The 20,890-nt window shown below is 74.4% G+C and carries 24 protein-coding genes and 1 pseudogene; 10 read left to right on the top strand and 15 right to left on the bottom strand.

The genetic code is table 11. From position 1 onward, the window contains the following. Positions 1-100 precede the first annotated feature (100 nt). Both ACGFQC_RS12985 and ACGFQC_RS12980 read right to left on the bottom strand, forming a co-directional pair. Positions 101-1,366 (bottom strand): aromatic acid exporter family protein, encoded by a 1,266-nt coding sequence (locus ACGFQC_RS12985; RefSeq protein ID WP_363088000.1) that lies wholly within the window; start codon positions 1,364-1,366, stop codon positions 101-103. Positions 1,367-1,485: 119 nt separating this feature from the next. Continuing rightward, entirely contained in the window at positions 1,486-1,980 is a 495-nt protein-coding gene (locus ACGFQC_RS12980) for an FBP domain-containing protein (RefSeq protein ID WP_363088001.1), read from the bottom strand. 851 nt (positions 1,981-2,831) lie between these two features. Here ACGFQC_RS12980 and ACGFQC_RS12975 point away from each other — a divergent pair. Then, a complete protein-coding gene (locus ACGFQC_RS12975) occupies positions 2,832-4,121 on the top strand; it encodes an ROK family transcriptional regulator (protein ID WP_363088002.1) in 1,290 nt (429 codons plus the stop codon). Positions 4,122-4,190: 69 nt separating this feature from the next. After that, positions 4,191-4,460: a hypothetical protein gene (locus ACGFQC_RS12970; RefSeq protein WP_363088003.1), complete on the top strand. Its 270-nt coding sequence runs from the start codon at positions 4,191-4,193 to the stop codon at positions 4,458-4,460. A gap of 525 nt (positions 4,461-4,985) precedes the next feature. On the opposite strand, the gene ACGFQC_RS12965 is transcribed toward ACGFQC_RS12970, so the two are convergent. The 3 genes from ACGFQC_RS12965 to ACGFQC_RS12955 all read right to left on the bottom strand — a co-directional run bounded on the left by ACGFQC_RS12965 (position 4,986) and on the right by ACGFQC_RS12955 (position 8,393). Continuing rightward, the gene (locus ACGFQC_RS12965) at positions 4,986-6,014 is read right to left on the bottom strand and encodes an NAD-dependent epimerase/dehydratase family protein (RefSeq protein WP_363088004.1); all 1,029 of its coding nucleotides are present in this window, start codon (positions 6,012-6,014) and stop codon (positions 4,986-4,988) included. A gap of 514 nt (positions 6,015-6,528) precedes the next feature. Then, complete coding sequence (locus ACGFQC_RS12960; protein WP_363088005.1) at positions 6,529-7,740, bottom strand: aromatic acid exporter family protein; 1,212 nt, start codon at positions 7,738-7,740, stop codon at positions 6,529-6,531. Then, on the bottom strand, positions 7,737-8,393 hold the full coding sequence (locus tag ACGFQC_RS12955) for an HAD family hydrolase (RefSeq protein WP_363088006.1): 657 nt from the start codon (positions 8,391-8,393) through the stop codon (positions 7,737-7,739). Before ACGFQC_RS12955 ends, ACGFQC_RS12960 begins: the two co-directional genes overlap by 4 nt. 346 nt (positions 8,394-8,739) lie before the next feature. Between ACGFQC_RS12955 and ACGFQC_RS12950 the strand changes: the two genes are divergently transcribed. After that, the gene (locus ACGFQC_RS12950) at positions 8,740-8,982 is read left to right on the top strand and encodes a hypothetical protein (protein WP_363088007.1); all 243 of its coding nucleotides are present in this window, start codon (positions 8,740-8,742) and stop codon (positions 8,980-8,982) included. Positions 8,983-9,033: 51 nt separating this feature from the next. On the opposite strand, the gene ACGFQC_RS12945 is transcribed toward ACGFQC_RS12950, so the two are convergent. Both ACGFQC_RS12945 and ACGFQC_RS12940 read right to left on the bottom strand, forming a co-directional pair. Beyond that, complete coding sequence (locus tag ACGFQC_RS12945; protein ID WP_363088008.1) at positions 9,034-9,693, bottom strand: VanZ family protein; 660 nt, start codon at positions 9,691-9,693, stop codon at positions 9,034-9,036. Between the two features lie 231 nt (positions 9,694-9,924). Further along, positions 9,925-10,587 carry a DUF4230 domain-containing protein gene (locus ACGFQC_RS12940; protein ID WP_363088009.1) on the bottom strand — a complete coding sequence of 221 codons (663 nt, stop codon included), beginning with the start codon at positions 10,585-10,587 and terminating at the stop codon, positions 9,925-9,927. Between the two features lie 204 nt (positions 10,588-10,791). Between ACGFQC_RS12940 and ACGFQC_RS12935 the strand changes: the two genes are divergently transcribed. Then, positions 10,792-11,745, top strand: a complete 954-nt coding sequence (locus ACGFQC_RS12935; RefSeq protein ID WP_363088010.1) for a ribose-phosphate pyrophosphokinase — start codon at positions 10,792-10,794, stop codon at positions 11,743-11,745. A 13-nt stretch (positions 11,746-11,758) separates the two neighbouring features. Here the strand turns inward: ACGFQC_RS12935 and ACGFQC_RS12930 are convergent, their stop codons facing one another. The 3 genes from ACGFQC_RS12930 to ACGFQC_RS12920 form a co-directional block, all read right to left on the bottom strand. Further along, complete coding sequence (locus ACGFQC_RS12930; protein WP_363088011.1) at positions 11,759-12,139, bottom strand: anti-sigma factor antagonist; 381 nt, start codon at positions 12,137-12,139, stop codon at positions 11,759-11,761. 544 nt (positions 12,140-12,683) lie between these two features. Beyond that, the gene (locus ACGFQC_RS12925; RefSeq protein ID WP_363088012.1) at positions 12,684-13,247 is read right to left on the bottom strand and encodes a TetR/AcrR family transcriptional regulator; all 564 of its coding nucleotides are present in this window, start codon (positions 13,245-13,247) and stop codon (positions 12,684-12,686) included. Continuing rightward, positions 13,244-13,606, bottom strand: a complete 363-nt coding sequence (locus ACGFQC_RS12920; protein WP_363088013.1) for a DUF1304 domain-containing protein — start codon at positions 13,604-13,606, stop codon at positions 13,244-13,246. Before ACGFQC_RS12920 ends, ACGFQC_RS12925 begins: the two co-directional genes overlap by 4 nt. Positions 13,607-13,715: 109 nt before the next feature. On the opposite strand from ACGFQC_RS12920, the gene ACGFQC_RS12915 reads away from it, so the two are divergent. Continuing rightward, positions 13,716-14,180: a pyridoxamine 5'-phosphate oxidase family protein gene (locus ACGFQC_RS12915; protein ID WP_363088014.1), complete on the top strand. Its 465-nt coding sequence runs from the start codon at positions 13,716-13,718 to the stop codon at positions 14,178-14,180. 69 nt (positions 14,181-14,249) lie between these two features. Then, positions 14,250-14,642: a VOC family protein gene (locus tag ACGFQC_RS12910; protein WP_363088015.1), complete on the top strand. Its 393-nt coding sequence runs from the start codon at positions 14,250-14,252 to the stop codon at positions 14,640-14,642. A gap of 42 nt (positions 14,643-14,684) precedes the next feature. Here ACGFQC_RS12910 and ACGFQC_RS12905 read toward each other — a convergent pair whose 3' ends face one another. Further along, positions 14,685-14,981: a DUF4235 domain-containing protein gene (locus ACGFQC_RS12905; RefSeq protein ID WP_363088016.1), complete on the bottom strand. Its 297-nt coding sequence runs from the start codon at positions 14,979-14,981 to the stop codon at positions 14,685-14,687. A gap of 100 nt (positions 14,982-15,081) precedes the next feature. After that, a complete protein-coding gene (locus ACGFQC_RS12900) occupies positions 15,082-15,342 on the bottom strand; it encodes a hypothetical protein (RefSeq protein ID WP_393288151.1) in 261 nt (86 codons plus the stop codon). A 115-nt stretch (positions 15,343-15,457) separates the two neighbouring features. Between ACGFQC_RS12900 and ACGFQC_RS12895 the strand changes: the two are divergent. Then, positions 15,458-15,899, top strand: a pseudogene (locus ACGFQC_RS12895) (cation diffusion facilitator family transporter); the annotation flags it as partial. 148 nt (positions 15,900-16,047) lie between these two features. On the opposite strand, the gene ACGFQC_RS12890 reads toward ACGFQC_RS12895, so the two are convergent. The 3 genes from ACGFQC_RS12890 to ACGFQC_RS12880 form a co-directional block, all read right to left on the bottom strand. After that, complete coding sequence (locus ACGFQC_RS12890; protein WP_363088017.1) at positions 16,048-16,500, bottom strand: nitroreductase family deazaflavin-dependent oxidoreductase; 453 nt, start codon at positions 16,498-16,500, stop codon at positions 16,048-16,050. 114 nt (positions 16,501-16,614) lie between these two features. Then, positions 16,615-16,749: a hypothetical protein gene (locus ACGFQC_RS12885; RefSeq protein WP_363088018.1), complete on the bottom strand. Its 135-nt coding sequence runs from the start codon at positions 16,747-16,749 to the stop codon at positions 16,615-16,617. A 10-nt stretch (positions 16,750-16,759) separates the two neighbouring features. Continuing rightward, complete coding sequence (locus ACGFQC_RS12880; protein ID WP_363088019.1) at positions 16,760-17,383, bottom strand: TetR/AcrR family transcriptional regulator; 624 nt, start codon at positions 17,381-17,383, stop codon at positions 16,760-16,762. A gap of 74 nt (positions 17,384-17,457) precedes the next feature. Here ACGFQC_RS12880 and ACGFQC_RS12875 point away from each other — a divergent pair, with 74 nt between their 5' ends. The 3 genes from ACGFQC_RS12875 to ACGFQC_RS12865 all read left to right on the top strand — a co-directional run bounded on the left by ACGFQC_RS12875 (position 17,458) and on the right by ACGFQC_RS12865 (position 20,887). Further along, the gene (locus tag ACGFQC_RS12875) at positions 17,458-17,970 is read left to right on the top strand and encodes a nuclear transport factor 2 family protein (protein WP_363088020.1); all 513 of its coding nucleotides are present in this window, start codon (positions 17,458-17,460) and stop codon (positions 17,968-17,970) included. A gap of 9 nt (positions 17,971-17,979) precedes the next feature. Beyond that, the gene (locus tag ACGFQC_RS12870) at positions 17,980-18,495 is read left to right on the top strand and encodes a flavoprotein (RefSeq protein WP_363088021.1); all 516 of its coding nucleotides are present in this window, start codon (positions 17,980-17,982) and stop codon (positions 18,493-18,495) included. A gap of 403 nt (positions 18,496-18,898) precedes the next feature. After that, entirely contained in the window at positions 18,899-20,887 is a 1,989-nt protein-coding gene (locus ACGFQC_RS12865; RefSeq protein ID WP_363088022.1) for an RICIN domain-containing protein, read from the top strand. Positions 20,888-20,890: the final 3 nt, after the last annotated feature.

Raw genomic sequence — 20,890 nt, 5'->3', positions numbered from 1 at the left:
CTCGCCGGCCGGGAGGGACCAAGGGGCCAGGAAAGTAGGGCCCCACGCCACGGCCCCGAGGCGTCCCCGCCGGCCGGGAGGACCGGCCGGGAAGGCGTCTTCACCGGGAACGACGCGGCTTCCGCCGCCGGTCCCGCCGCAGTCGGTCGGGAACCCGCAGCCGCCGGTGGATGCGCCCGCGCAGCCGGGACAGCCAGGGCAGCCGCCCGTCCTGCTCCCGTGTGGCGCGGTCCAGTTCCTCCAGGAGACGGTGCGAGCGGTGTTCGGTGTCGAGTTCGTCGATCATGCGGTTGACCTCGGTCAGCACCGCGCCGTGCAACTGCCACTGCCGGGCGTCGTGCTGGAGCTGTTCCAGCAGCAGCTGGGCGAGCTTGTCGCGGGTGGCCGCGGCCTGCCGCAGCTGCGAGGTGAGGCGCTCCTCGGCGGACTCCGCGTTCTCGCTGACGTGCGTGGTGACCAGTACCGCGAAGCTGACCACCGCGTCCGCGATCTCCGACAGCAGCCGTTCCAGGGTGGTGCCGGTCTCCGCCTGGAACAGGGTCCGCGGCTCGCGCTCCTTCGTGAGGTCCGTGAGCGTGCGGGCGAGCACCCTCAGGACCACCGTGCAGATCTCCAGCGTGTCCAGGCCGGTGCGCAGCACCACCCGGTGCAGGACGCCCTCCCGGACCCGGGGGTTGAGCCGCAGGCTGTCCTCCGCCTGCCGCAGGGCGGCGTCCACCTCGACGATGTCGTGGTCCAGGCGGCGCGCCTCGTGCAACCGGGCGGCGGCCTGCTCGGCGGGCATGCGGCCGGTGGCCTCCTCGCCGATCCGCAGCATCAGCTGCCGCACCCGGCGGGCCAGGTCCTCGATGGACTCGCCCGCCTCCTCCACCCACACCGGGGGCGGCAGCAGGAGGTTGATGCTCAGTCCGACCACGGCCCCGATCAGCGTCTCCAGCACCCGCGCCCAGGCCGTGTCCCCGACCGTGGTCACGCCCAGCACCAGCATGGCGCTGATCGCCACCTCGGGCACGTACTCGTCGACCCGCACCAGGTGGCCGACGGCCAGCGCGGCCACGATCAGCAGCCCGAGGCTCCACCAGGTCAGCCCCACCAGCAGGCTGAACGCGATGGCGACGAGCACCCCCGCCACCACCGCGTTGACGCGCCGCACACCGTTGGTGAGCGTGGCGTACAGGGTGACCTGGACGACCAGCAGCGCGGTCAGCGGCGCGGTGAGGGGGGCGGCCTCGGGGCTCAGGTGCAGCGCGACGGCGTAGGCGATCATCGCGGCCGCGGAGGACCGCAGGGCCTGGACGACCGCGGGTTCCCGGTGGCGCCGCACGAACCGTACGAGCGGTGCGGCACGCTCACGTACATCAAGCATCCCTTGGCCAGTTCCCGTTCCTCACCTGCCTCGAACGTTTCTTTTGTCACCCGCCTCGAACGGCGGCGCGGAACGGAGCCGGCGGCCCCAGGGGGCGGCCCGGAGGTCGGCCCGGGAGGTCAGTCGAACAGTTTGTCGAGGAAGGCGGCCAGGTTGCCGGTCGTCCGCGCGATCTGCTCCTCCAGGGTGAGGCTCTCCTCGAACCGGCCCCCCGACTCCGGGACCTTCCTGCCGCGCACGTAGAGGGAACAGGCCAGGTCGGTGCACATGTAGAGGCCCACGGAGTTGCCCTCGCGCCCCGCGGCGCCCGCCTTGCGCGCGGTCATCAGCGACACCCCGCCGCCGGGGTGGGTGGTCAGGCACAGCGAGCACATGCTGCGATGCAGGAAGCCGCGCTGCGAGGCCGGGAACCGCAGGGTCACACCCACCGGACGCCCGTCCCGTTCGGTCACCAGGTAGCTGCGGTCGGGAGCGCCGGGATCGCGCCATCCCAGGAAGTCCAGATCGGCCCAGGGCCGCGAGTCGAGATCCCGTGGCACCGCCAGCCGCTTGGCCTCCCCCTTGGAGCAGTTCACGAAGGAGTTGCGGATGTCGTGCTCGGTGAGTGTCCTCATCGGGAGTCTCCTGAATCGTGCGGCCCGCGAAGACCGGGTCGCCATTTCCTTGGGGCTCTAGGTTATGGCCTAAGCATAAAGGTATTCGGCTAGGGGGAGCCAGTGATTTTCCCTCACGACGCGTCACCGCGGGCGCGGGCGGCCATGCACCATGTCGCGGCCCGCCCCGAGGGGCCGGTTCGCCGCCGCCGGCACGTCCCTGCTCGCCCTGGCCGAGGCGGACGAGCGGGACGCCCTCGACGGCCACGTCGAGACCCATGCGCGCGGCGGCGTCGACCTCGAACGGGACGTGGAGGTCCCCGTCCTGAACGCGGGCTGCCGGGGCGCGCCCGTGGAGGGCGAGGCCCGCGCCCTGCCCGGTGGAGTGGCACCCCGGCCACCGCGTCGCCGTCGAGCACCTGTACCGGCACGCCGACTGCCGGGGGCGGGAGTGCGCCGCTCTCCGCGCCCGCATCGCGCGGGCCGGCGTCGTCGGCCGAAGGCCATCGGTGACGCGGCACGCGGCGGGCGGTATGCGGTGCGGGACCTGAAGACGGTGTGGCGCACGCCGGCCCGGTTCGGGGCGCCGGAGGGGGTGGGGGCGGCACACCCCGCACCCGGTCGGCCCGCCGCGCCCGACGGCCGCAGCGCTGTCACCGGCACGCCCGCCGCGCACGCCCGCCGCGCACGCCCGCCGCGCAGGCGCGCGAAGCGTCGCGGACGCCCGCCTCCGGGCCGTTCGCGGCCTCCGAGGAGGCCGAAAAGGCGGCCGTCCCTTAGCTCACATCGTGAACTAAGGGTTGGACGAATGTCGCGCGGACCCCACCCGCACAGGTATGTTGCAGGTCGGGCAGGGTTCGAAGGGGGCCGACATGGCAGGGCGCAACGGGCGTACGGTACGCGATCTCAGGCGGGCCAACCGCACGGCCGTCCTGCAACGGCTCTACTTCGACGGCCCCCTCAGCCGCTTCGAGCTGGGCCCGGCCACCGGCCTCAGCTCCGGCTCCGTCAGCAATGTCGTCGCCGACCTGGTCGCCGACGGGCTCGTGGAGGAGGCCGGCAGCGTCGACTCCGACGGCGGCCGGCCCCGCACCCTGCTGCGCGTGGCGCCCGCCAGCGGCCACATGATCGGCGTGGACATCGGCGAGACCCGCGTGCGCGTCGAGCTGTTCGACCTCACCCTCACCGAACTCGCCCGCGCGGAAAGGCCGTTGGAGCATCGGCGGTACGAGGTCGAGGGCATCGTCGGCCATGTCCGCGACGGCATCGCCGAGGTGCTCGCCGCCGCGGACCTCGCCCCCGAACCGCTGCTCGGCGTCGGCATCGGTGTTCCCGGCATCGTCGAGCGCGGCCCCGAGCACGGCGCCGTCGTACACGGTCAGACGATCGGCTGGGACGCCGTCCCGCTGGAGGAACTGCTGCGGGCGGGCTCCCCGCTCCCCGAGAGCGTCCCGTACTTCATCGACAACGGCGCCAGGACCCTCGGCCAGGCCGAGATGTGGTTCGGCGGCGGCCGCGGGGCCCACAACGCCTGCGTCGTCCTGTTCGGCTCCGGCGTCGGCGCCTGCCTGGTCACCCCCGACGTCGAGAACGGCCGGGCCGTCGAGTGGGGGCACCTCACCGTGCGGGTGCGCGGCCGCCGCTGCCGCTGCGGTGCGCTCGGCTGTCTGGAGGCGTACGCGGGCGCCGAGGCGCTCCTCGACCGCTGGCGCGAGGAGGGCGGCCGGCCCCCTCGGGGCGCCGACGAGGAGACGGCGCTCACCGCGATGCTGGCCGCCGCCTACCCGGCCGACGGCGCCGAACCCGATCCGGTCGCGCTCGCCGTGCTGGAGGAGACCGCCGAGTACCTGGGCGCCGGACTCTCCGACCTGATCAACCTCTTCCAGCCCGAGCGCATCCTCATCGGCGGCTGGGCCGGCCTCCAGCTCGGCACCCGCTTCCTGCCCGCCGTACGCCGCCACGCCACGGCGTACGCGCTGCGCCACCCGGCGGAGAAGGTCACCGTCGAACTGGGCCGGCTCGGGCCCGACGCGGTGACCGTGGGCGCCGCGATCCTGCCGCTCGCCGACTTCTTCTCCCGTGGCGGCCGGCGCCCCGAGCCCCTGACGAGCGCTCCGGCGCCCGCCTGGCGCACCGCGCTGGAGGAACGCGCCCCGCACTGAGGTTTCGCCGGTCACCCGGGAGGTACTCGCGTTCCGCCCCGTACGAGACGATCCCGGAGGGAGGACGTCGTGGCCGATCATCGCCTCGAAGGACCCGGAGAGAACGGCACCCCCGTCCCGCGCGACCTGCCCGACCAGCAGGCCGACGGAGGCAAGGACCGCTGGGACATCGCCCCCGTCCGGTCGGACGAGAACGCCGGGAAGAGCGACGACCCCCGCGATGCCGACCCCGACGCCGACGTCCCCGACACGGACGAGGCCGGCACCGGCCCTCAGGGCGCCCCCCGCCCGGCCACCGTCAACCCCGACCACCCCGTCCCCGACGAGTCGTCCGGCTGAGACGGGCGCCCCCCGGCGGGAAACCCGACGACCTGCCGCCCGGTCCCTTGCGACGATCGTCCGCATGGCCGACCGGGCGGTTTTCGCCGTGGTGCCGGAGGACCGGCGCACCGGGCGCGCACCAGAGGCACGGGGCACGTTTCGGTGCGATGGGAGGGGACCCCGACCCGCCGGCAGGCCCCGACGTGGTCCTGCCCGCCGTGTCGGGTCCGCGCGGCGACCCCGTGCCCACGGGCGGATCGGCCGGTGGCCTCCCGGCGCGCTCCCGCAGGCCGGGGAGACGGCGGTCCGGTGGCTCGGGCGGCCGGTCGGCTTCCGGGCGGACCGGCGGGACGGGCACCGCCCGCGCCGCCCCCGGCCTGTTCGTCCCGCCGGAGGCGCACGCGGGCCGGGCGTCGGCCGAACCGAGGGAGCGGGCCGCCCGGCACCGGGCGGCTGAAGGCGGCCGTACCGAGGGTGAGGAGGACGCGGTGGTGCGCCGTATCCGGTCCCCGTCCCGGCGCCGACCGCCGGCCCGGACCGCGGTCAGCCCACCTTGCGCCCCCGCAGCGGCTCCGTCGGCGCGCCCGCGCCGGCGCGGACTCCCCGCAGGAACTCCGTCAGGACCTCCGGCGCCGTGCGCTGCGGGCGCCAGCCCAGTTCGACCCGCGCGCGGGTGCAGTCCATCAGCGGCACCCGCAGGACCGCGTCGAACAGGTGCGGGGAGGCGGGCAGCAGCCGAAGGCCCCATGCGGCGGCGATCGCCGCGCGTGCCGCCGACCGGGGCAGCCGCACGAGGCGGGCGTCGAACATCTCGGCGAGCAGCGCCGCGTCCAGGGGCGGATCGGCCGCGAGGTTGAACGGTCCGCCCACGTCCGTGCGCACGGCGAGCCGGTACGCCTCCGCGGCGTCCTCGGTGTGCAGGGCCTGCATCCGCAGCCCCGGTACGTCCGGCAGGAAGGGCAACAGCTCGGGACGCAGGACCGGCCCCGGCAGGAACCGGCCGCCGAAGATGCGGCGCTGCTCGCTCGCGGACTCCCGCTTGAACAGGAACGCCGGCCGCATCCGCGCCACCCGGATGCCCGGATGATCGCGTTCGAAGGTGTCCAGAACCCGCTCCAGGTACGCCTTCTCCCGGCAGTACGCGGCGTCCGGCCAGCCGTGCGTGGGCCACGACTCGCCCACCGCGCGCTCCTTCGGCCCCGGCGAGTAGGCGCCCACCGACGAGGCGTGCACCAGCACCGGCACGTCCGCCGCCGCCACCGCCCGGAACACCCGCAGACTGCCCAGCACGTTGGTCCGCCACGTCACCGCGGGATCGTGCGTCGGCTGGAACGCCCACGCCAGATGCACCACCGCGTCCGCACCCTCGAACACCTCGGCGAGACCGGTCTCCTCGGCCCCCAGGTCGACCGTCGACCACTGGGTGCCGGGCGGCCTGCGGTCCGGCAACCGCCGGGCCAGCCCCACCACCGACTCCACCTCGGGATCCTCCGCCAGCAGCCGCACCACACTCGTGCCGACATTGCCGGTCGCCCCGGTGACCACGACCCTCTTGCCCGACCCGCTGCTCACCTTCGACTCCTCTCGCCGCCGTCGGCTGAGCGCGACGAGTACCCCCGTTCCGCGCGAGGCACGCGAACGACCGGAGCGGCCGGAGGAGAAGGGAACGGCCGGAGGGGACGGGAGCGATCGGAACCGCCGGAGGGGACGGCAGCGGCCGGAACCGCCGGAACGGGGCGCCGGCGGCACCCCCGCCCCGGCGTCTTCGCCGCGCTCCACGGCCCCGGGACGTCCGGTGTCCGGGAGGCCGCCGCATCCACGCCGGTCGGCGCGTGAACGCCGGGGACGGGGGCGGGCAGCGAAGAGCCCCGACCGTGACGGGGGAATCACGGCCGGGGCGGTCCTGGTGTGGGCGCGGACGGCGGTCGCCTCTCGGCGAAAGGCTCCACAGGGCTTCAGCCGAACGATCTTCCCTGTGGGCGAAAGGTGAGGCCCGGGGACACTGTTCCGTCCGCACCCACACTCTGTTCAACGGCGAACCGCCCGCGGCTGTTCCCGGCCCCGCCGCCCCCTCCGGTGACGTCGGTCACCGGCTCCTGTCCGCCTCCCGGGCGGCCGGGAGGACCTCGGCCCAGAGGTTCTCCGCCTGGAGCAGCAGCGCCCCCAGGACCGCCGTGTGCGCCGCGCCCCGGGTGGCGTGGTCGCGCAGGCTGTCCTGCAGGCGGAGCCGTAGCTCGGCCGGCTCATCCGGCTCGGCCGGTCCCGCAGTCCTCTCCGCGCTGTCCGCCCCGGCGGTCCCGGCCCGCTCCGCCCCGGCCCGGCAGGCGTCGCCGAGCAACTCCAGCAGCCGGGCGTACGTCCGCAGGGCCGCCGTCTCGGGCGGGGCGGGGGCGCGTTCGCCGTCGGCCGCCACCGCCAGCGTGCGGGTGAGGGCCACGACATGGTCGGTGACCCGGCCCCAGCGGGCGTCCTCGGTCTCCGGCGGCACGTCCAGGGGGAGCCGGTGCAGCACGCGCAGCGGCCCGGAGGTCAGCCGCAGGCTCTCCCGGCTCCAGCCGCGCGCCGAGCGCAGCCCTTCGCGCCGCCGTTCCAGACGGGCGGACGCCCGTGACCATTCGGCGGCCGTCCCCGTGTCCCACCCGCCCTCCCGCAGCCCGGCCGCGACCATGTCCAGCACCTCGCCGGCCTCCCGGGCCAGCGCGACCAGGTTCTCCCGCACGTCCCGCAGATGCACCGGCGGCAGCACCAGCGCGTTGACGGCGACCCCGATCACCGCGCCGAGCGCCGCCTGCCCCACCCGGTGCCCGACCGCCGACGCCGACACCGCGCCGGAGGCGAGCGTGAACACCGCCGTGGTGGCCGCGTAGATGCCCTGGTCGCCGAACCTGGGCCAGTTGGCCAGCAGCATCAGCACTGGCAACGACAGGGTGAGCGCGCCCAGGGTGTCCGCGGTGACGGCCTGCGCCGCCGAGGCGAACAGCGTGCCCGCGCAGATCGCCGTCCACTGCTGGGCGGCCTGCCGCAGCGAGCCGTACACCGTGGCCTGCACCAGGACCAGCGCCGCCCAGGGTGCCATCAGGGCCATCGGGTCGCCCAGCCAGCCGCTCGCCACCAGCCAGGCCAGCAGGGCGGCCCCCGCCGCCTTCAGCGACTGGACGACCAGGTCCCGTTCCCGGCCGGGTCCGCCGCAGGCCGCCCGCGCGGCCCGGCCGACGCCGGTCACCTCCCGTCGTACCGCCTCCGTCAGGCGCCGCCCCCGGGGCGCCTCCTCCGTCCCTGTTCCGCCGCGGATGCTCATGCCAGCGGGCTGTCCTCCAGGGCCGCCAGCAGATGGGCCGGACCGTCGTAGACCGCCTGGGCGCCCGCCTCCTCCAGGTCGGGGCGCGGGATGCCGCCGCACAGCACGCCGACGCAGCGGACCCCGGCCCGGCGGCCCGCCCGCATGTCCCACACGGTGTCGCCGACGAACACGGCCTGCTCGGCGGGCACCCCGGCCAGCTCCAGGGCGTGCTCGACGGGCTCGGGAGAGGGCTTGCCCTCCTCGACGTCGTCCGCGCTCGCCGTGGCGGTGATCGCCTCGTCGGCGTCGAGGGCGCGTCGCAGCGCCGCCAGCTCCGTACCGCTCGCCGAGGTGGCGAGCACCACCGTCCAGCCGTCCCCGTGCAGCCGCCGCAGCAGCGCCCCGGCGTCCCGCAGCGCGGGCAGCCGGTCGAAGTACTGGCCGTACAGGGCCTTGTGGGCGGCGCTCAGCCCGGCGTCCCGGTCCTCGTCGCGGTCCTCGCCCAGCACGTGGGCGATCAGGTCGGTGGACCCGAGCCCGATCGCCCGGTGCACGGCGTGCATGGGCACCCGGTGGCCCGCCTGGCGGAAGGCCTCCCACCAGGTCACGACGTGCAGGTGGTTGGTGTCGACGAGGGTGCCGTCGACGTCGAAGACGGCGGCGCGTTCCATCCGGGGTTCCTTTCGTCGTACGGGGATCCACCCGCGCGGGGCGGTTCCGCCCGCTCGCGCGGCCCGCACCGGGTACCACGTCAGCCGCCCGCCACGCCCGTTACCCGCCACGTCAGCCGCCCGCCGGGCCCCCTGCATCGGCACGCGTGTCTTCGAGCTGTTCGACGAGGGCCGCACCATCGCCCCCGTGTTCACTCATTCGGGTGAGCGCGGGGGCGACGGTGCGACCTGTCACCCAGGGTGTCGTCGAGGCGGCGGTGCCGGACCTGTTCGACGGCGGGGTCGGCGGAGGCGGCGGAAAAATCGGGTGATTCGTACCGGCCGGTTGCGATTTACGCTCTATGACATGACCGAAAGCGCGAGCCCTTACATCTCCCGACCGCGGATCACGGTGCTCGGGGTGCAGCCGTGCGAGTCGCCGTTCCGCATCGTGGAAATCGACGGAGAGGTGGTCGGTGAGGCCAGGGCCGTCACCGACGTCCTCGAGGCAGCCGCCGCGTACGGCATCACCGTCCACGACCTCGACGACCCGGACGTGGTGCGCTGGGTGGGCGGTGGCCGGTACACCTGGAAACCCCGACACCGTTGAGGACGCTCCGGCCACCCGGTTCGCCGCACCCGACTTGCCGCACCCGCGTCATCACGCCCGCGTCGTCACCCGGCGCTCCCGTGCGTGCACGGCCCGGCTCATCCGCCGGCCCACCAGCAGGTACCCGATGAGCGCGCCCGTCGTGTTGAGGATGACGTCGTCGACGTCGAAGGCGCGCCCGGTGACCAGCGCGCCCTGGGCGAACTCCACCAGCAGCATCACGCTCGCGGTCAGCAGCAGGACCCGTACCAGTCCGCGCGCCCGCGGCGCGAGGACCGGCACCAGCACGCCGAACGGCACGCCGAGCAGCAGGTTCCCGCCGATCTGCTTCACCGCGTCGCGCAGCTCCGGCTGGTCCAGGTACGCCCTCAGCGACTGGCCGGGCCGCAGATTCGAGTGCACGAGCGCCTCGGAGGCGGGGGACGGCTCCAGGGTGAGCCGGGCCAGCACGACGGCGAACGCCACCATGAACACGAAGGCGACCAGCATCGCCAGCAGCCGCAGGGGGAGCGGCAACGGCCGGCGTCCGCCCTGCTCGGCGCTGCCGGACTTCGCCCGCCCGGCGGGCCTCGTCTCCTTGCCGCGTTCGGCCGGCCCGGTCTTCGCGGCGGGCCCGGTCTTCGTCGGCGGCTCGGGCTTCGCGGTGCGCAGGCGCAACGCGGTGCGCGCGCGCAACGCGGCGGCACGCGGACGTAGGGCTGCACGGTCCATGCGGTCCTCCAGTCTTCAACTTCCCTGAGTGGGAGGGCTGTTACCCCCGAACGTCCGGAGGATGCGGAGGCTCGTGGCCGGGATCCCCAACCCCGCCGCTTCCGCTCGCTCCGCCGCGCCGCGCCCGTTTTGCCCGGTCCTCGCGGCGCCGGCTTCCACCCCCGTGCGGCCGTCCGCCGCAGGCCGGCCAGGACAGGCCAGGCCGCCTGGTGGGCCGGGCGGCGGAACGGGTCACGTGCCGTAGGTCACGCGCACCTCCTTGAAGCCGAGGGAGCTCAGCAGGCCCTGGAGCATGGCGGTGGTGTTCGTCTCGGCGCGCGCGGTCAGCTCGCTGTCCTTCGCCGCGTCGCCGATGTGCCGGACCGCGAGCTTCTGCACGGCCTGTTCGCCGTTGGGGTTGTCCGAGAAGAGGTCGCCGAGCCGGTCCAGGAGGCCGCGCTGCTTGGAGACGGCGTAGGAGCGGTCGGGGTCGAGGGCCGGTGTGCCGAGCCGCGCGTGCGGCAGCCGGAGGGTGGCCGACGTACGGTCGCCGTCGACCGTCACGTCCTTGTCGCCGACCTCGCCGAGGTCGACGTAGGCGTCCACGGTGCCCGCCCCGACGTACAGGGTCCTGGTGCCGCGGAGCGCGTCGGGGAGGTACTTGGCGTCCTTCTCCAGGTCGACGACGACCTGGAAGTTGCCGGAGGCGGCCTCGTAGCGGCTCATGTCCTGGATGGACCTGAGCAGTGCGGGACCCGAGCGGTCGTGCGTCTCGGTGCCGAAGACGTCGCGCAGCCCGGGCAGCAGGCTGAACCGGATGCCCGCGAACACCACGGCGAGCACGACCACGACGGCGGTGAGCACCTTGGCCCAGCCGGGCATGCGCCTGGGGAGGCGCTTGATGGAAGTCGTCATGTCGGCGCTCCCTCCTTCCTGCTCACCGGATGCCCGTCAAACGCCTTGGCAGGCACCCCTGTCGAGGGGCTGTGACACGGGCGTCCTGGACGGTGGTGCGGGCGGGGCGGGCCGGACGGCGTACCGGTGAGGGTGACGGGAGGGGGGACATCGGCCAGCATGGGAGATCCCGCCCGCCGGACCCGGTTCATCCGAGGAGCCTCAGTGCGTGACATCTCCGTGTTCAGCGGCAGTGCCCACCCCGACCTGGCCGCCGAGGTCTGCGCCCACCTCGGCGTGCCCCTCAGCCCGTCGCGGCTCAGCAGGTTCGCCAACGACTGCCTGGAGGTCCAGCTCCGGGCGAACTGCCGGGAACGCGACGTCTTCCTCGTGCAGCCCCTGGTCCGGCCCGTGCAGGAGCACCTGGTGGAACTGCTGCTGATGTGCGACGCGGCCCGCGGGGCGTCCGCGGGCCGGATCACCGTCGTCATGCCCCACTACTCCTACGCCCGCTCCGACAAGAAGGACGCGCCCCGCATCTCCCTGGGCGGACGGCTGGTCGCCGACCTGATGACGGCGGCGGGAGTGCACCGCGTCCTCACCATGACGCTGCACTCCCCCCAGGTGCACGGCTTCTTCTCGGTCCCCGTCGACCACCTGCACGCCCGCCGGGAACTCGCCACCCACTTCCGCCGCCACGACCTCACCCGCACGACGGTCGTCTCGCCCGACCTCGGCAACGCCAAGGAGGCCGCCGCGTTCGCCCGGATGCTCGGCGCGCAGGTGGCGGCCGGCGCCAAACAGCGGTACGCCGACGACCGGGTCAGCATCAACACGGTGATCGGCGAGGTCGCCGGACGGGACGTGATCGTGCTGGACGACGAGATCGCCAAGGGCAGCACCGTCCTCGAACTCCTGGACCGGCTCAGGGAGTCGGGGCCCCGGTCGATCCGGGTGGCCTGCACGCACGGACTCTTCGCGGGCGGTGCCCTCAAACGGCTCAGCGAACAGCCGGACGTGCTGGAGATCGTGTGCACCAACACCGTGCCCGTGGCGGCGGAGGAACACACGGAGAAACTGCGCGTGCTGTCCATCGCCCCGGCCCTCGCCGAGGCCGTACGGCGCATTCACAACGGTGAGTCGGTCAGCGCCCTCTTCGACGCGGACCGTACCGAATAGACCCCGGGAGGGGTCATGACGAGCCGGACGTGGCCCCCGGCCGTGCCAGGGCCGCCTCCAGGCTGGCCGCGGGCGGCAGCAGCCGGGACAGGCCGGTGGCCCGCAGGACGCGCAGCGTCAGCGGGTGGGTGCAGACGAGGTGCAGGTCACCGCCGTGGTCGCGGACCCGGGCGCGGGCGCGGTAGAGCAGGCGCAGCCCCGAGCAGTCGAAGAACTCGATCCCGCTCAGGTCGAGCACGACGCGCGGTGCGGGGCCGGCCGTCGCGCCGTCCAGGAGGGGACCGACCTCCGCCGCGGCAACGATGTCGATCTCGCCGCGGAACTCCAGCACCGTGTACCCCCGGTCCTCGCGGACGCGCAGGTGCGGGGTGCCCGCGGCGGGTTCCTGCTGCACGACGACATCGCCTCCCACACAGCTCCACCGGTCGGGAGCCTTCAACGGCGGGGGTGCGCACGGCAGTTCCCCCCCCAGCAAGTTACCCCCGATCGAGTGAATTCCAGCATGTTCGATTGACATATGTCTTCGAAATAAGGGCGTGTCTCGACCGGGTTTTTTCGCGTCGTGAACGAAGTGGTGAAGAATACCCCTACGGCGGGCGTACGCGCGCCTGCGAAAGGGCACCGACCGGCGGCGCGCGCATCCACAGCTCCACCGGCCCGGAGCACTGCGACTGGCAGTCCGCGCGCTTCCTGACCCTCGGCCGCGGCGAGACGGCCACGACCTACGTCCGCGACCCCGACGGCGTCCTCGGAACCGATCCGCCGACCGCCCCGTACGACCCCGACGTGCCGCTTCCCGCCGGCGCGCGACACCGGGTACCGGTACGGGGAGGAGCGGTTGTGGCTGACGGACGACCGGGGGACGGCGTACGTCCGCACCCCCGACGGCGTCGAGGCCTGGCCCGCGGTGCCGGACGGGCCGGCCTGCGTGTGAGGGCTCAGCGGCTCGCGTGCAGGGCGACCAGCAACTGCCACACCTGGTCGGCGATCTCGGCGGGCCCCGCGTCCAGCAGGCCGTGCAGCCAGTCCGCGAGCACCCCGGCGAAGGTCGCGGCGACGGCCGAGGCGACGAGCGGCGCGTCGGCCGCGCCCGCCCGCTCGCGCTCCCGCAGGCTGTAGGCCCGCAGGTCCCGGTGCAGCACCCGGCCCAGCGGGCCCCCGCCACCCGGTGTCAACAGGGCGCGGTACAGCGCCGCGTGCGGGGCCAGCGACGCGAAGAACTCCGCGAGCGCCGCGGGGGCGTGCACCGGATCGGGCCGCCCCCGCCAGGCGTGCAGCGCCTCCACCGCCTCACCCACGACGTCCGCGCAGGCGTCGACGGCGAGGGCCTCCAGGCCGTCGTAGTGGACGTAGAAGGTGGCCCGGCCGACGCCGGCTCGGCGGACCAGCGCGGCGACACCGACCTCCGCCAGCGGCCGCTGCGCGCACTCGTCGAGGAGCGCGGTGCGCAGCCTCGCCCGGGTGCGGGCCGCCCGCGGGTCCTCGGGCTCGCCGCGGATCACCGCGCGATCAGCACGGCGGTCAGGGCGAGGGCGCCGGGCAGCGCCTGCGCGACCAGGATCCGGCGGTTCGCCGTGACCGCGCCGTAGACGCCCGCGACGATCACGCAGCACAGGAAGAACACCTGCGCACGGAAGCCGGTCGGGTCACCGGCGACCAGCCCCCAGACCAGGCCTGCCGCCAGGAACCCGTTGTACAGGCCCTGGTTGGCGGCCAGCGGGGCGGTCGCCCGGGCCATCTCCGCGTCGAAGCCGTGGAAGGCGCGCCCCCGTTTCCCCTGCCACAGGAACATCTCCAGCACCAGGATGTAGACATGCAGTGCGGCGACCAGCCCCACGAGAACGTCGGCGACGGCTTCCATCGTCTTCCCCATTTCTTGGACAGGTGTCCACTATAGCTGGACGGGTGTCCAAGAAGTCTAGCGGCCGGGGCGCCCTGCGCGGACAGCCGTCCGCGGCCACACTGGGATCATGACCTCAGCACCCGCACGCTCCCCGCGGCAGCGCAAGCACGACACCCTGCGCCGGCTGGAACACGACGTCGACGCCTGGGTCGCCACCGCCGCCGAGGACGGCGCGGCCCCCCACCTGATCCCCCTCTCCTACGTCTGGGACGGCGCCACCCTGCTGATCGCCACCCCGGCCGCGAGCCGTACCGGACGGAACCTGCGCGCCACCGGCGTCGCCCGCCTCGGGATCGGCCCCACCCGGGACGTCGTGCTCGTCGAGGGTTCCGTCCTGGCGGTGGAGCCCGCCGACCTGCCGGAGGAGGACGCCGAGATCTTCGCGGCCAAGACCGGCTTCGACCCGCGCGAACTGGCCACGCCCCACCTGTACTTCCACGTCCGGCCGCGCCGGATCCAGGCCTGGCGCGAGACGGACGAACCCGCGGGACGGGAGCTGATGCGGGACGGTGAGTGGCTGGTGGCCGACTGAATCCGGGGTAACCGCAGGTTTCGGGGGCGGCGCGGGTCCGCCCCGCCACCTGAACCTCGCGGAGGAGACATGTCACTGGTCAAAGCGGGCGTCGTGGTGCTCGACTGCGCCGAGCCCGAGAAGCTCGCCGAGTTCTACGCGGGCCTGCTGGACGCCGAGGTGACCCACGCGTCCGCCAACCTCGTGGAGATCACGGGCGCCGCCGGCACCCGGCTGGGCTTCCGGCGCGACGTCAACGCGACCCCGCCCAGCTGGCCCCGCCCCGAGGCCTCGCTCCAGGCCCACCTCGAGTTCCTGGTGGAGGACCTCGACAAGGCGGAACGCCGGATCGTGGGCCTGGCCGGGCGCCCCGTGGAGACGAAGGGCGCCGCCGGCGCGCACGAGGAGCGCCAGTACGCCGACCCGGCCGGGCACTCCTTCACCCTGCGCCTGCGGCCGTCCACGGCACCCAAGCAGAACTGAGGGCGGCGCCGCCCCGCGAAGGGGCGGCGCCGGCCGTGTCCGTCAGTCCCGGCCGCCCTTGTCCTTGGCCGGCCACACGCCGGTGGACCGTTCGATGGCCTTCGCGCCCGCACGGTCCGCCGCGCTGCGGACCGCGGCGAAGATCGCCCCCTGGACCGCCGCGGCGAGGAGGACCTCCCCCCAGCCGCGGTCCCGGTCCAGGGCGTCCGGCGCGTCGTCCTCGTGACGGACGACCTTCCAGATCTTGCGGAAGGCCATCCCCGCCAGCGCGCCGCCGGCCCAGCCGAAGGCGAATCCGACGGGCTGGTAGACGAGCGGGAGCTTCTGCTTCTTTCCCATGTGTACCTCCTGGTGCGTAGGGACTGGGTAGGGACTGGACAGTGCGTACTCGATGGTGCGTACTGAGTGGTGGGTAAGGACCGGACGAGGTGTGCGGGAGTCAGGGACGGCCCTGCGGCGGGACCTCCTCACCCGGCCGCGCCGGACCCGGCGGCGTCCCGTCGCCCAACGGCCGCACGCCGAGCCGCTTTTGGGGGTGGCGCCGCGCGCGCCGCTCATGGGCCCCGGCGAGGAAGCGGATGCCGAGCGCCGGGTGCCGTCCGTCGCGGCCGTCCGCGGTGGTCCGGTGGGCGAAGTGGGTCTCGGCCCGCTCGAACGCCTTGTGCCCGTAGGCGCCGTTGCCGTCGGCCCGGCCCGCCATGGTTCCTCCCGGTCGTGGTGCGTACGTGCGTCGTCCACCGCCTTCCCCGTTTTCCGCCGACCGCACGGTATGAGCCCGATCGGCCGGGGCAACCGGCGGAAGTGACCGGTACCTCATCGAAAACCACGACCGCGAGAGGCGCCACCTCGCAGACGGCGGCCCGGACGCCACGACCACGCAGGGCACGGCCCCGGAGGGCGCGACGGCCCGAGGGACGAGCGCGGAAAACACCGCGGAGCCCGCTGCCGACCGCAGTACCCGCGTCACCGTGCTGGTGGCGCTCGCGGCCAACCTGGTCATCGCGGTCGCCAAACCGGCCGGCGGCCTGCTCGCGGGCTCGCCCGCGCTGCTGTCCGAGGCGGCGCACTCCGTGGCCGACAGCCTCAACGAGGTCTTCCTGCTCGCCGCGCCGCAGCCGCCGCCCCGCCGACCGCCGGCACCCCTTCGGCTACGGCAAGGAACGCTTCTTCTGGTCGCTCCTCGCGGCCGTGGGCATCTTCGTCATGGGCGGCTGCTTCTCCTTCTTCCAGGGCGTCGAGGCCCTGCCTGCCGGGAGCACGACGAAAGCCCCGCCGCGACGGGGGAGCGCGGCGGGGCCTGACAGTCGACTGCCCGGCACGCGGACGTCCATGCCGTGGCGGGCAGGTTTTTCCCCGGGACCCCTCCGCGGGGGCGCCGGCCGGCGCCCCCGCGGAGGCCGGCGGGTCAGTGCGCCCGGTCTGCCGGCTCCAGGACGAACACGGGGATCTCCCGGTCCGTCTTCTCCTGGTACTCGGCGTACTGCGGGAACGCGGCGACCGCGCGCTCCCACCACCGCGCCTTCTCCTCGCCGGTCACCTCACGGGCCCTCATGTCCTGCTTCACCGGCCCGTCCTGCAGCTCCACGCGCGGATCGGCCTTCACGTTGAAGTACCAGACCGGATGCTTGGGGGCCCCGCCCAGCGAGGCGACCGCGGCGTAGTGTCCCTCGTGCTCCACCCGCATCAGGGGCGTCTTGCGGATCTTCCCGCTCCTCGAGCCCACGGTCGTCAGGACGATCACGGGCTTTCCGGTGTCCAGGAGCGTGGTCCCCCGGGTGCCGCCGGAGCTCTCGTACAACTCCACCTGCTCGCGCACCCACTGGGTCGGGCTCGGTTCGTACTCGCCCTCGAGAGGCATGGCATCCGTCCCTTCGTCATGTCGTCGACCGGCAACCACCCTCAACACTGGCACCGGCGCGTTTCATCCGCCGCGCGACGCACCGTCGCCCCGCCGCGCGCCGGGCCGGCACGATCAGGCCACCATGCGCAGAGCCCGCACGGTCATGACCGCGCTCGGGTCGAGCGCGGTCAGCGGCCGTCCCCGGTGGCCGGGCAGGGCCCGGCCCGGCAGGGCGCCGCTCCCGGTGAGCAGCGGCCGTCGGCTCACCGCCCCCGCCTCACCGCCCCCGGCTCGGTGTGTCCGGTCCCGCCCGGTCCCGCCCGGCGGCCGAGGGCGGCCGGCTGTCCGGCGGTACGGCGCTCAGCAGGTGCCGGGCGGCCTCCCGCGCCTCGGCGGCCGGACCGGCGGAGCCGGTGATCCCGGCGGTCACCATCGCCCCCTCGGCCAGCAGGAACAGCGGCCCGGTCAGGCCGGCGGGCAGCCCCGCCCCGGCCACGAGAGCGGCGAGGTGGTCGCGGAACGCCTCCTTGTGCGCCCGCACCTGACGCGCCACCCGTTCCGAACCGGCCCCGAGTTCGCCGTACGCGTTGATCCAGGCGCAGCCGCGGAAGCCGGGCTCGCCGAACCATCCCTCCAGCCAGTCGAACACGGCGAGGATCCGGTCCGAGGGATCCTCGCGCCGGGCGACGAACTCGGCCAGGCGCCCCCGCCAGCGCACGTCGCGGCGCTCCAGATAGGCCTCCACCAACTGCTCCTTCGCCGGGAAGAGCTGGTACAGCCGCTTGAGCGACACGCCCGACGCGCTCCGGATGTCGTCCATGCCGACGGATCGCACGCCCCGCCCGTAGAACAGCTTCTCCGCGGCGTCGAGCGCCTGTTCGCGGGCCGTCGCCGGGTCCATGGCCGGTCTGTCCCTCCCGTGCCGGGTCCGCCCCGCCTTGACGCGAGAACGAGCGTTCTCCTACCGTAGCAGCCATGGTGGAGAACGTTCGTTCTCCCGCTCTCGTCAAGCGAGGAGCCCCTGTGCCGTCCGACGTCCGCCCGCCCGTGCCGCCGTTCACCCGTGAGAGCGCCGCCCGCAAGGTCCAGGCCGCCGAGGACGCCTGGAACACCCGCGACCCGCACCGGGTCGCGCTCGCCTACTCCGAGGACTCGGTCTGGCGCAACCGCGACACCTTCCTCACCGGCCGTGCCGCCATCGTCGAGTTCCTCACCGCCAAGTGGACCCGGGAGCGTGAGTACGCCCTGCGCAAGGACCTGTGGGCGTACGACGGCCACCGCATCGCGGTCCGCTTCCAGTACGAGTCGCGGGACGCCGACGGCCGCTGGACGCGCAGCTACGGCAACGAACTGTGGGAGTTCGACGAGCGGGGGCTGATGACCCGTCGGGAGGCGAGCATCGACGACGTCCCGATCGAGGAGCGCGAGCGCCGCATCCACGGCCCGCGCCCCGAAGCCGAACGCGGGCTGTCCCTCCCCCTTCAGTAGGGTGCGCGCGTGACCGCACAGGACGAGAAACCGCCCTTCCTCTACGTCGTCGTCTGCGCCGCCGGCATCGCCGCCGACGTCGGCAGGCTGATCACCGCCGCGCAGGAGAGGGGGTGGCGGGTGGGAGTGATCGCGACGCCCGTCGCCGCGGACGGCTTCTTCGACACGGCCGCCGCCGAGGCGCGCACCGGCCTGCCCGTGCGCTCGGCCTGGCGGCGGCCCGGCGAACCGCGGCCGTTCCCCGCCCCCGACGCGGTCGTCGTCGCCCCGGCCACCTTCAACACGGTCAACAAGTGGGCGGCCGGCATCGCCGACACCCTCGCCCTGGCCACCCTGTCCGAGGCGGCCGGCCTCGGTGTTCCCGTCGGCGTCCTGCCCTGTGTGAACGACGCGCTGGCCGGCCACCCCGCCTACCAGGAGAGCCTGGTACGGCTGTGCGGGATGGGTGTCCGCTTCGGACACCCCCACGACGGCACCGGGGGCGCGGAGTTCGGCTGGGAGCGGGCGCTCGACCTGATCGCCTGAGGCGGGCGGCGGCCGGCCCGCCCGCCGCATTCGAGACGGAATGCGCCCCGCAATTACCTCCCGAAAAGGGACACCATTACCGCGACCGCCCCGAATGGCGATCGCAATTGACGGTTTGTCAAAACCATTGTCGCGGCGAGCAATGCGTGAAGCCGTGGGATCACTTGTTCTGTCCGGCCCGCCTGTGCCAAGGTGGGGCCTTGTCGGCGCACGGAGAGCCTTTTTCCGACTGTGCGCACGAGGCGTCCCCGTCCTCACCCCCCCCACACTCCAAAAGAGCCGTACCCGGCGGGCGTTCGGGATGTCGAACGCTGTGCGCAGAGAGCCCCGTCGCCGCGAGGACGGGTTCGCGCACCCCTTTGGTACGGACTTTATGCCGCATGTCCCCGGGAGGAATGCAGCCGTGAAAGACGCAGGCCTGTCGAAATTCTCTTCGGCGCGCCGCTTCGAGGTGACGGACGAACAACTGAGCGCCGAGCTCAAGGGCTGGACGGGCACCTCGCCCGCGTTGCACCCCGTCGGTGAACTGCTGGACCGGCACTGGGAGGCGGCCTTCGCCTACGCGCGGTTGTGCACCGACGGCGAGCGTGCGGCCGGCATGCTCACCACGGCGGCCTTCACCCGGCTCTTCGGCGAGACCCTGCGGCAGGACGGGCCGACCTCCGCCTGGCGCCCCCACCTTCTGGTCACCGTGCGCCGCATCGCCGCGGAGTGGGACTCCGACGGCCGCCGGGACCTGCTCCACCCCGACCTGCGCGCCGCCGAGGGCGACGGCGAACGGCCGGCCGGCCGGCTGCTGCCGCCCGTGCACCGCCGGCTGCTGTCCCGGGCGTTCCAGCGGCTGCCCCAGTCCGCGCGCTGCCTGCTGTGGCACACCGAGATAGAGGCCGAACCCCTCGCCGTCCCGGCCGGACTGCTCGGCCTGGAGGAGGAGGGGGCCCGCGTCGAACTGCGCCGGGCCCGCGAGCGCCTCCGCGAGGAGTGCCTCCAGGGCCACCGCGAACTCGCCGTCGACGAGGACTGCCACCGCTACCACCGGCTTCTCGACGTCACCTGCCGCCGCGGCGGCATCGACGTCGACCCCGACCTGCGCGCCCACCTCGGCCACTGCCGGCACTGCGCGCACACCGCCGACCAGTTGGGCCAGTTCGACGCGGGCCTCGGCATCGCCCTCGCCGAGGGTGTCCTCGGCTGGGGCGCCGCCGCCTATCTGCGAGCCAGGACGGAACCCTCCGCCGACGCGCCCGCGGCGGTACCGCCCCCGCGGCGGCCGGCCTCCGTCGGCGAGGCGTTCACCGACGACACACCCGCCGGCGTACCTGCCGACACATCCGCCGCCGCGCCCGGCGCCGCGCCCCCCGGCGCGACGACCGGTGCGACGACCGGCACCGGCGAGCGGACGGGGGCCGCGGCGCCGGGCGCGGAACCGCACACCGCCTCCCCTTCCCGCTCCCGCTCCGGCTCCCGCTCCGGCGGGAACACCAGCCCCGTCTCCCGCCGTTCGGCCCACAAGGCGGCCCGCCGGGCCCGGCGCCGCAATCTGGCCGTCGCCGTGCTCACCGTCAGCGGGCTGGTCGTCCTCCCGCTCGTGCTGTGGTCGGCGCTGTCCGGCGACTCCGCCCCCTCCGGCGACGACACAGCGGCCACCCCGGCACCCGGCACGGACGCCTCCACCTCCGACCCGTCCTGGGCGGGCGCGGGCGAGGAGACCCAGGGCACCCTGCGCGGCCGCCTGCACAACGTCGCCTCGGGGCTGTGCATCGGCATCGTCGGCACGAAGGCCGTGAAGGACGCCGAGGCCGAGCTGGCCACCTGCTCCTCGGACGCGGGCCAGCAGTGGTCGTACGAGGGCGACGGGCAGCTGCGCAACACCGACGACCCGGACCTCTGCCTCGACTCCCGCCTCGGCTACTCGGTGCGACTGTCCCCCTGCGCGGGCGCCTCGCAGCCCGGCGCCAGAAGCCTCCGCTACGACTTCACCCTCCAGGGCACGCTCGTCCCGCGCTCCGACCAGAACCTAGCCCTGGCGCCCGCCGCCACCGACGGCTCCGGCGCCCTCGTCCTGAAGAACCGCACGGACAGCGGCGCCCAGCGCTGGGTGATCGACACCTCGCAGCCGGACCCCCAGATGCAGGCCGTCAACTGGGGCGCCGACGACGCCCTCGCCGACACCCGGGCCTCGACCCCGCCGCCCGCCCCCGAGGCGTCGCGACCCCCGGTCCCCACGTCCGTCCCGAAGCCGGCCCCGACGCCCACCCCGGCCCCGAGCACCACCCCCGCCCCCGGAACCACCGCCTGCGCATCCCCCTACGGGGCCTACTGCCCGGGCGGCGGCACCCCGGACCACGGCTACGGCGGCTACGGCGGCTCCGGCTCGGACGGCCGCCGCTGACGG

The sequence above is a fragment of the Streptomyces sp. NPDC048734 genome (assembly GCF_043198675.1).
Classification (GTDB): Bacteria; Actinomycetota; Actinomycetes; order Streptomycetales; family Streptomycetaceae; genus Streptomyces.
The sequence above is the reverse complement of the archived record's forward strand: the minus strand, read 5'-3'. Positions and strand labels throughout refer to the sequence as shown.

Excerpts from the sequence above, each read along its gene's own strand:
- ACGFQC_RS12985 (WP_363088000.1), bottom strand. The coding sequence starts at position 1,366 with ATGCTTGATGTACGTGAGCGTGCCGCACCGCTCGTACGGTTCGTGCGG.
- ACGFQC_RS12980 (WP_363088001.1), bottom strand. The coding sequence starts at position 1,980 with ATGAGGACACTCACCGAGCACGACATCCGCAACTCCTTCGTGAACTGC.
- ACGFQC_RS12975 (WP_363088002.1), top strand. The coding sequence starts at position 2,832 with ATGGCAGGGCGCAACGGGCGTACGGTACGCGATCTCAGGCGGGCCAAC.
- ACGFQC_RS12960 (WP_363088005.1), bottom strand. The coding sequence starts at position 7,740 with ATGAGCATCCGCGGCGGAACAGGGACGGAGGAGGCGCCCCGGGGGCGG.
- ACGFQC_RS12955 (WP_363088006.1), bottom strand. The coding sequence starts at position 8,393 with ATGGAACGCGCCGCCGTCTTCGACGTCGACGGCACCCTCGTCGACACC.
- ACGFQC_RS12950 (WP_363088007.1), top strand. The coding sequence starts at position 8,740 with ATGACCGAAAGCGCGAGCCCTTACATCTCCCGACCGCGGATCACGGTG.
- ACGFQC_RS12945 (WP_363088008.1), bottom strand. The coding sequence starts at position 9,693 with ATGGACCGTGCAGCCCTACGTCCGCGTGCCGCCGCGTTGCGCGCGCGC.
- ACGFQC_RS12940 (WP_363088009.1), bottom strand. The coding sequence starts at position 10,587 with ATGACGACTTCCATCAAGCGCCTCCCCAGGCGCATGCCCGGCTGGGCC.
- ACGFQC_RS12920 (WP_363088013.1), bottom strand. The coding sequence starts at position 13,606 with ATGGAAGCCGTCGCCGACGTTCTCGTGGGGCTGGTCGCCGCACTGCAT.
- ACGFQC_RS12915 (WP_363088014.1), top strand. The coding sequence starts at position 13,716 with ATGACCTCAGCACCCGCACGCTCCCCGCGGCAGCGCAAGCACGACACC.
- ACGFQC_RS12910 (WP_363088015.1), top strand. The coding sequence starts at position 14,250 with ATGTCACTGGTCAAAGCGGGCGTCGTGGTGCTCGACTGCGCCGAGCCC.
- ACGFQC_RS12905 (WP_363088016.1), bottom strand. The coding sequence starts at position 14,981 with ATGGGAAAGAAGCAGAAGCTCCCGCTCGTCTACCAGCCCGTCGGATTC.
- ACGFQC_RS12900 (WP_393288151.1), bottom strand. The coding sequence starts at position 15,342 with ATGGCGGGCCGGGCCGACGGCAACGGCGCCTACGGGCACAAGGCGTTC.
- ACGFQC_RS12890 (WP_363088017.1), bottom strand. The coding sequence starts at position 16,500 with ATGCCTCTCGAGGGCGAGTACGAACCGAGCCCGACCCAGTGGGTGCGC.
- ACGFQC_RS12880 (WP_363088019.1), bottom strand. The coding sequence starts at position 17,383 with ATGGACCCGGCGACGGCCCGCGAACAGGCGCTCGACGCCGCGGAGAAG.
- ACGFQC_RS12875 (WP_363088020.1), top strand. The coding sequence starts at position 17,458 with ATGGTGGAGAACGTTCGTTCTCCCGCTCTCGTCAAGCGAGGAGCCCCT.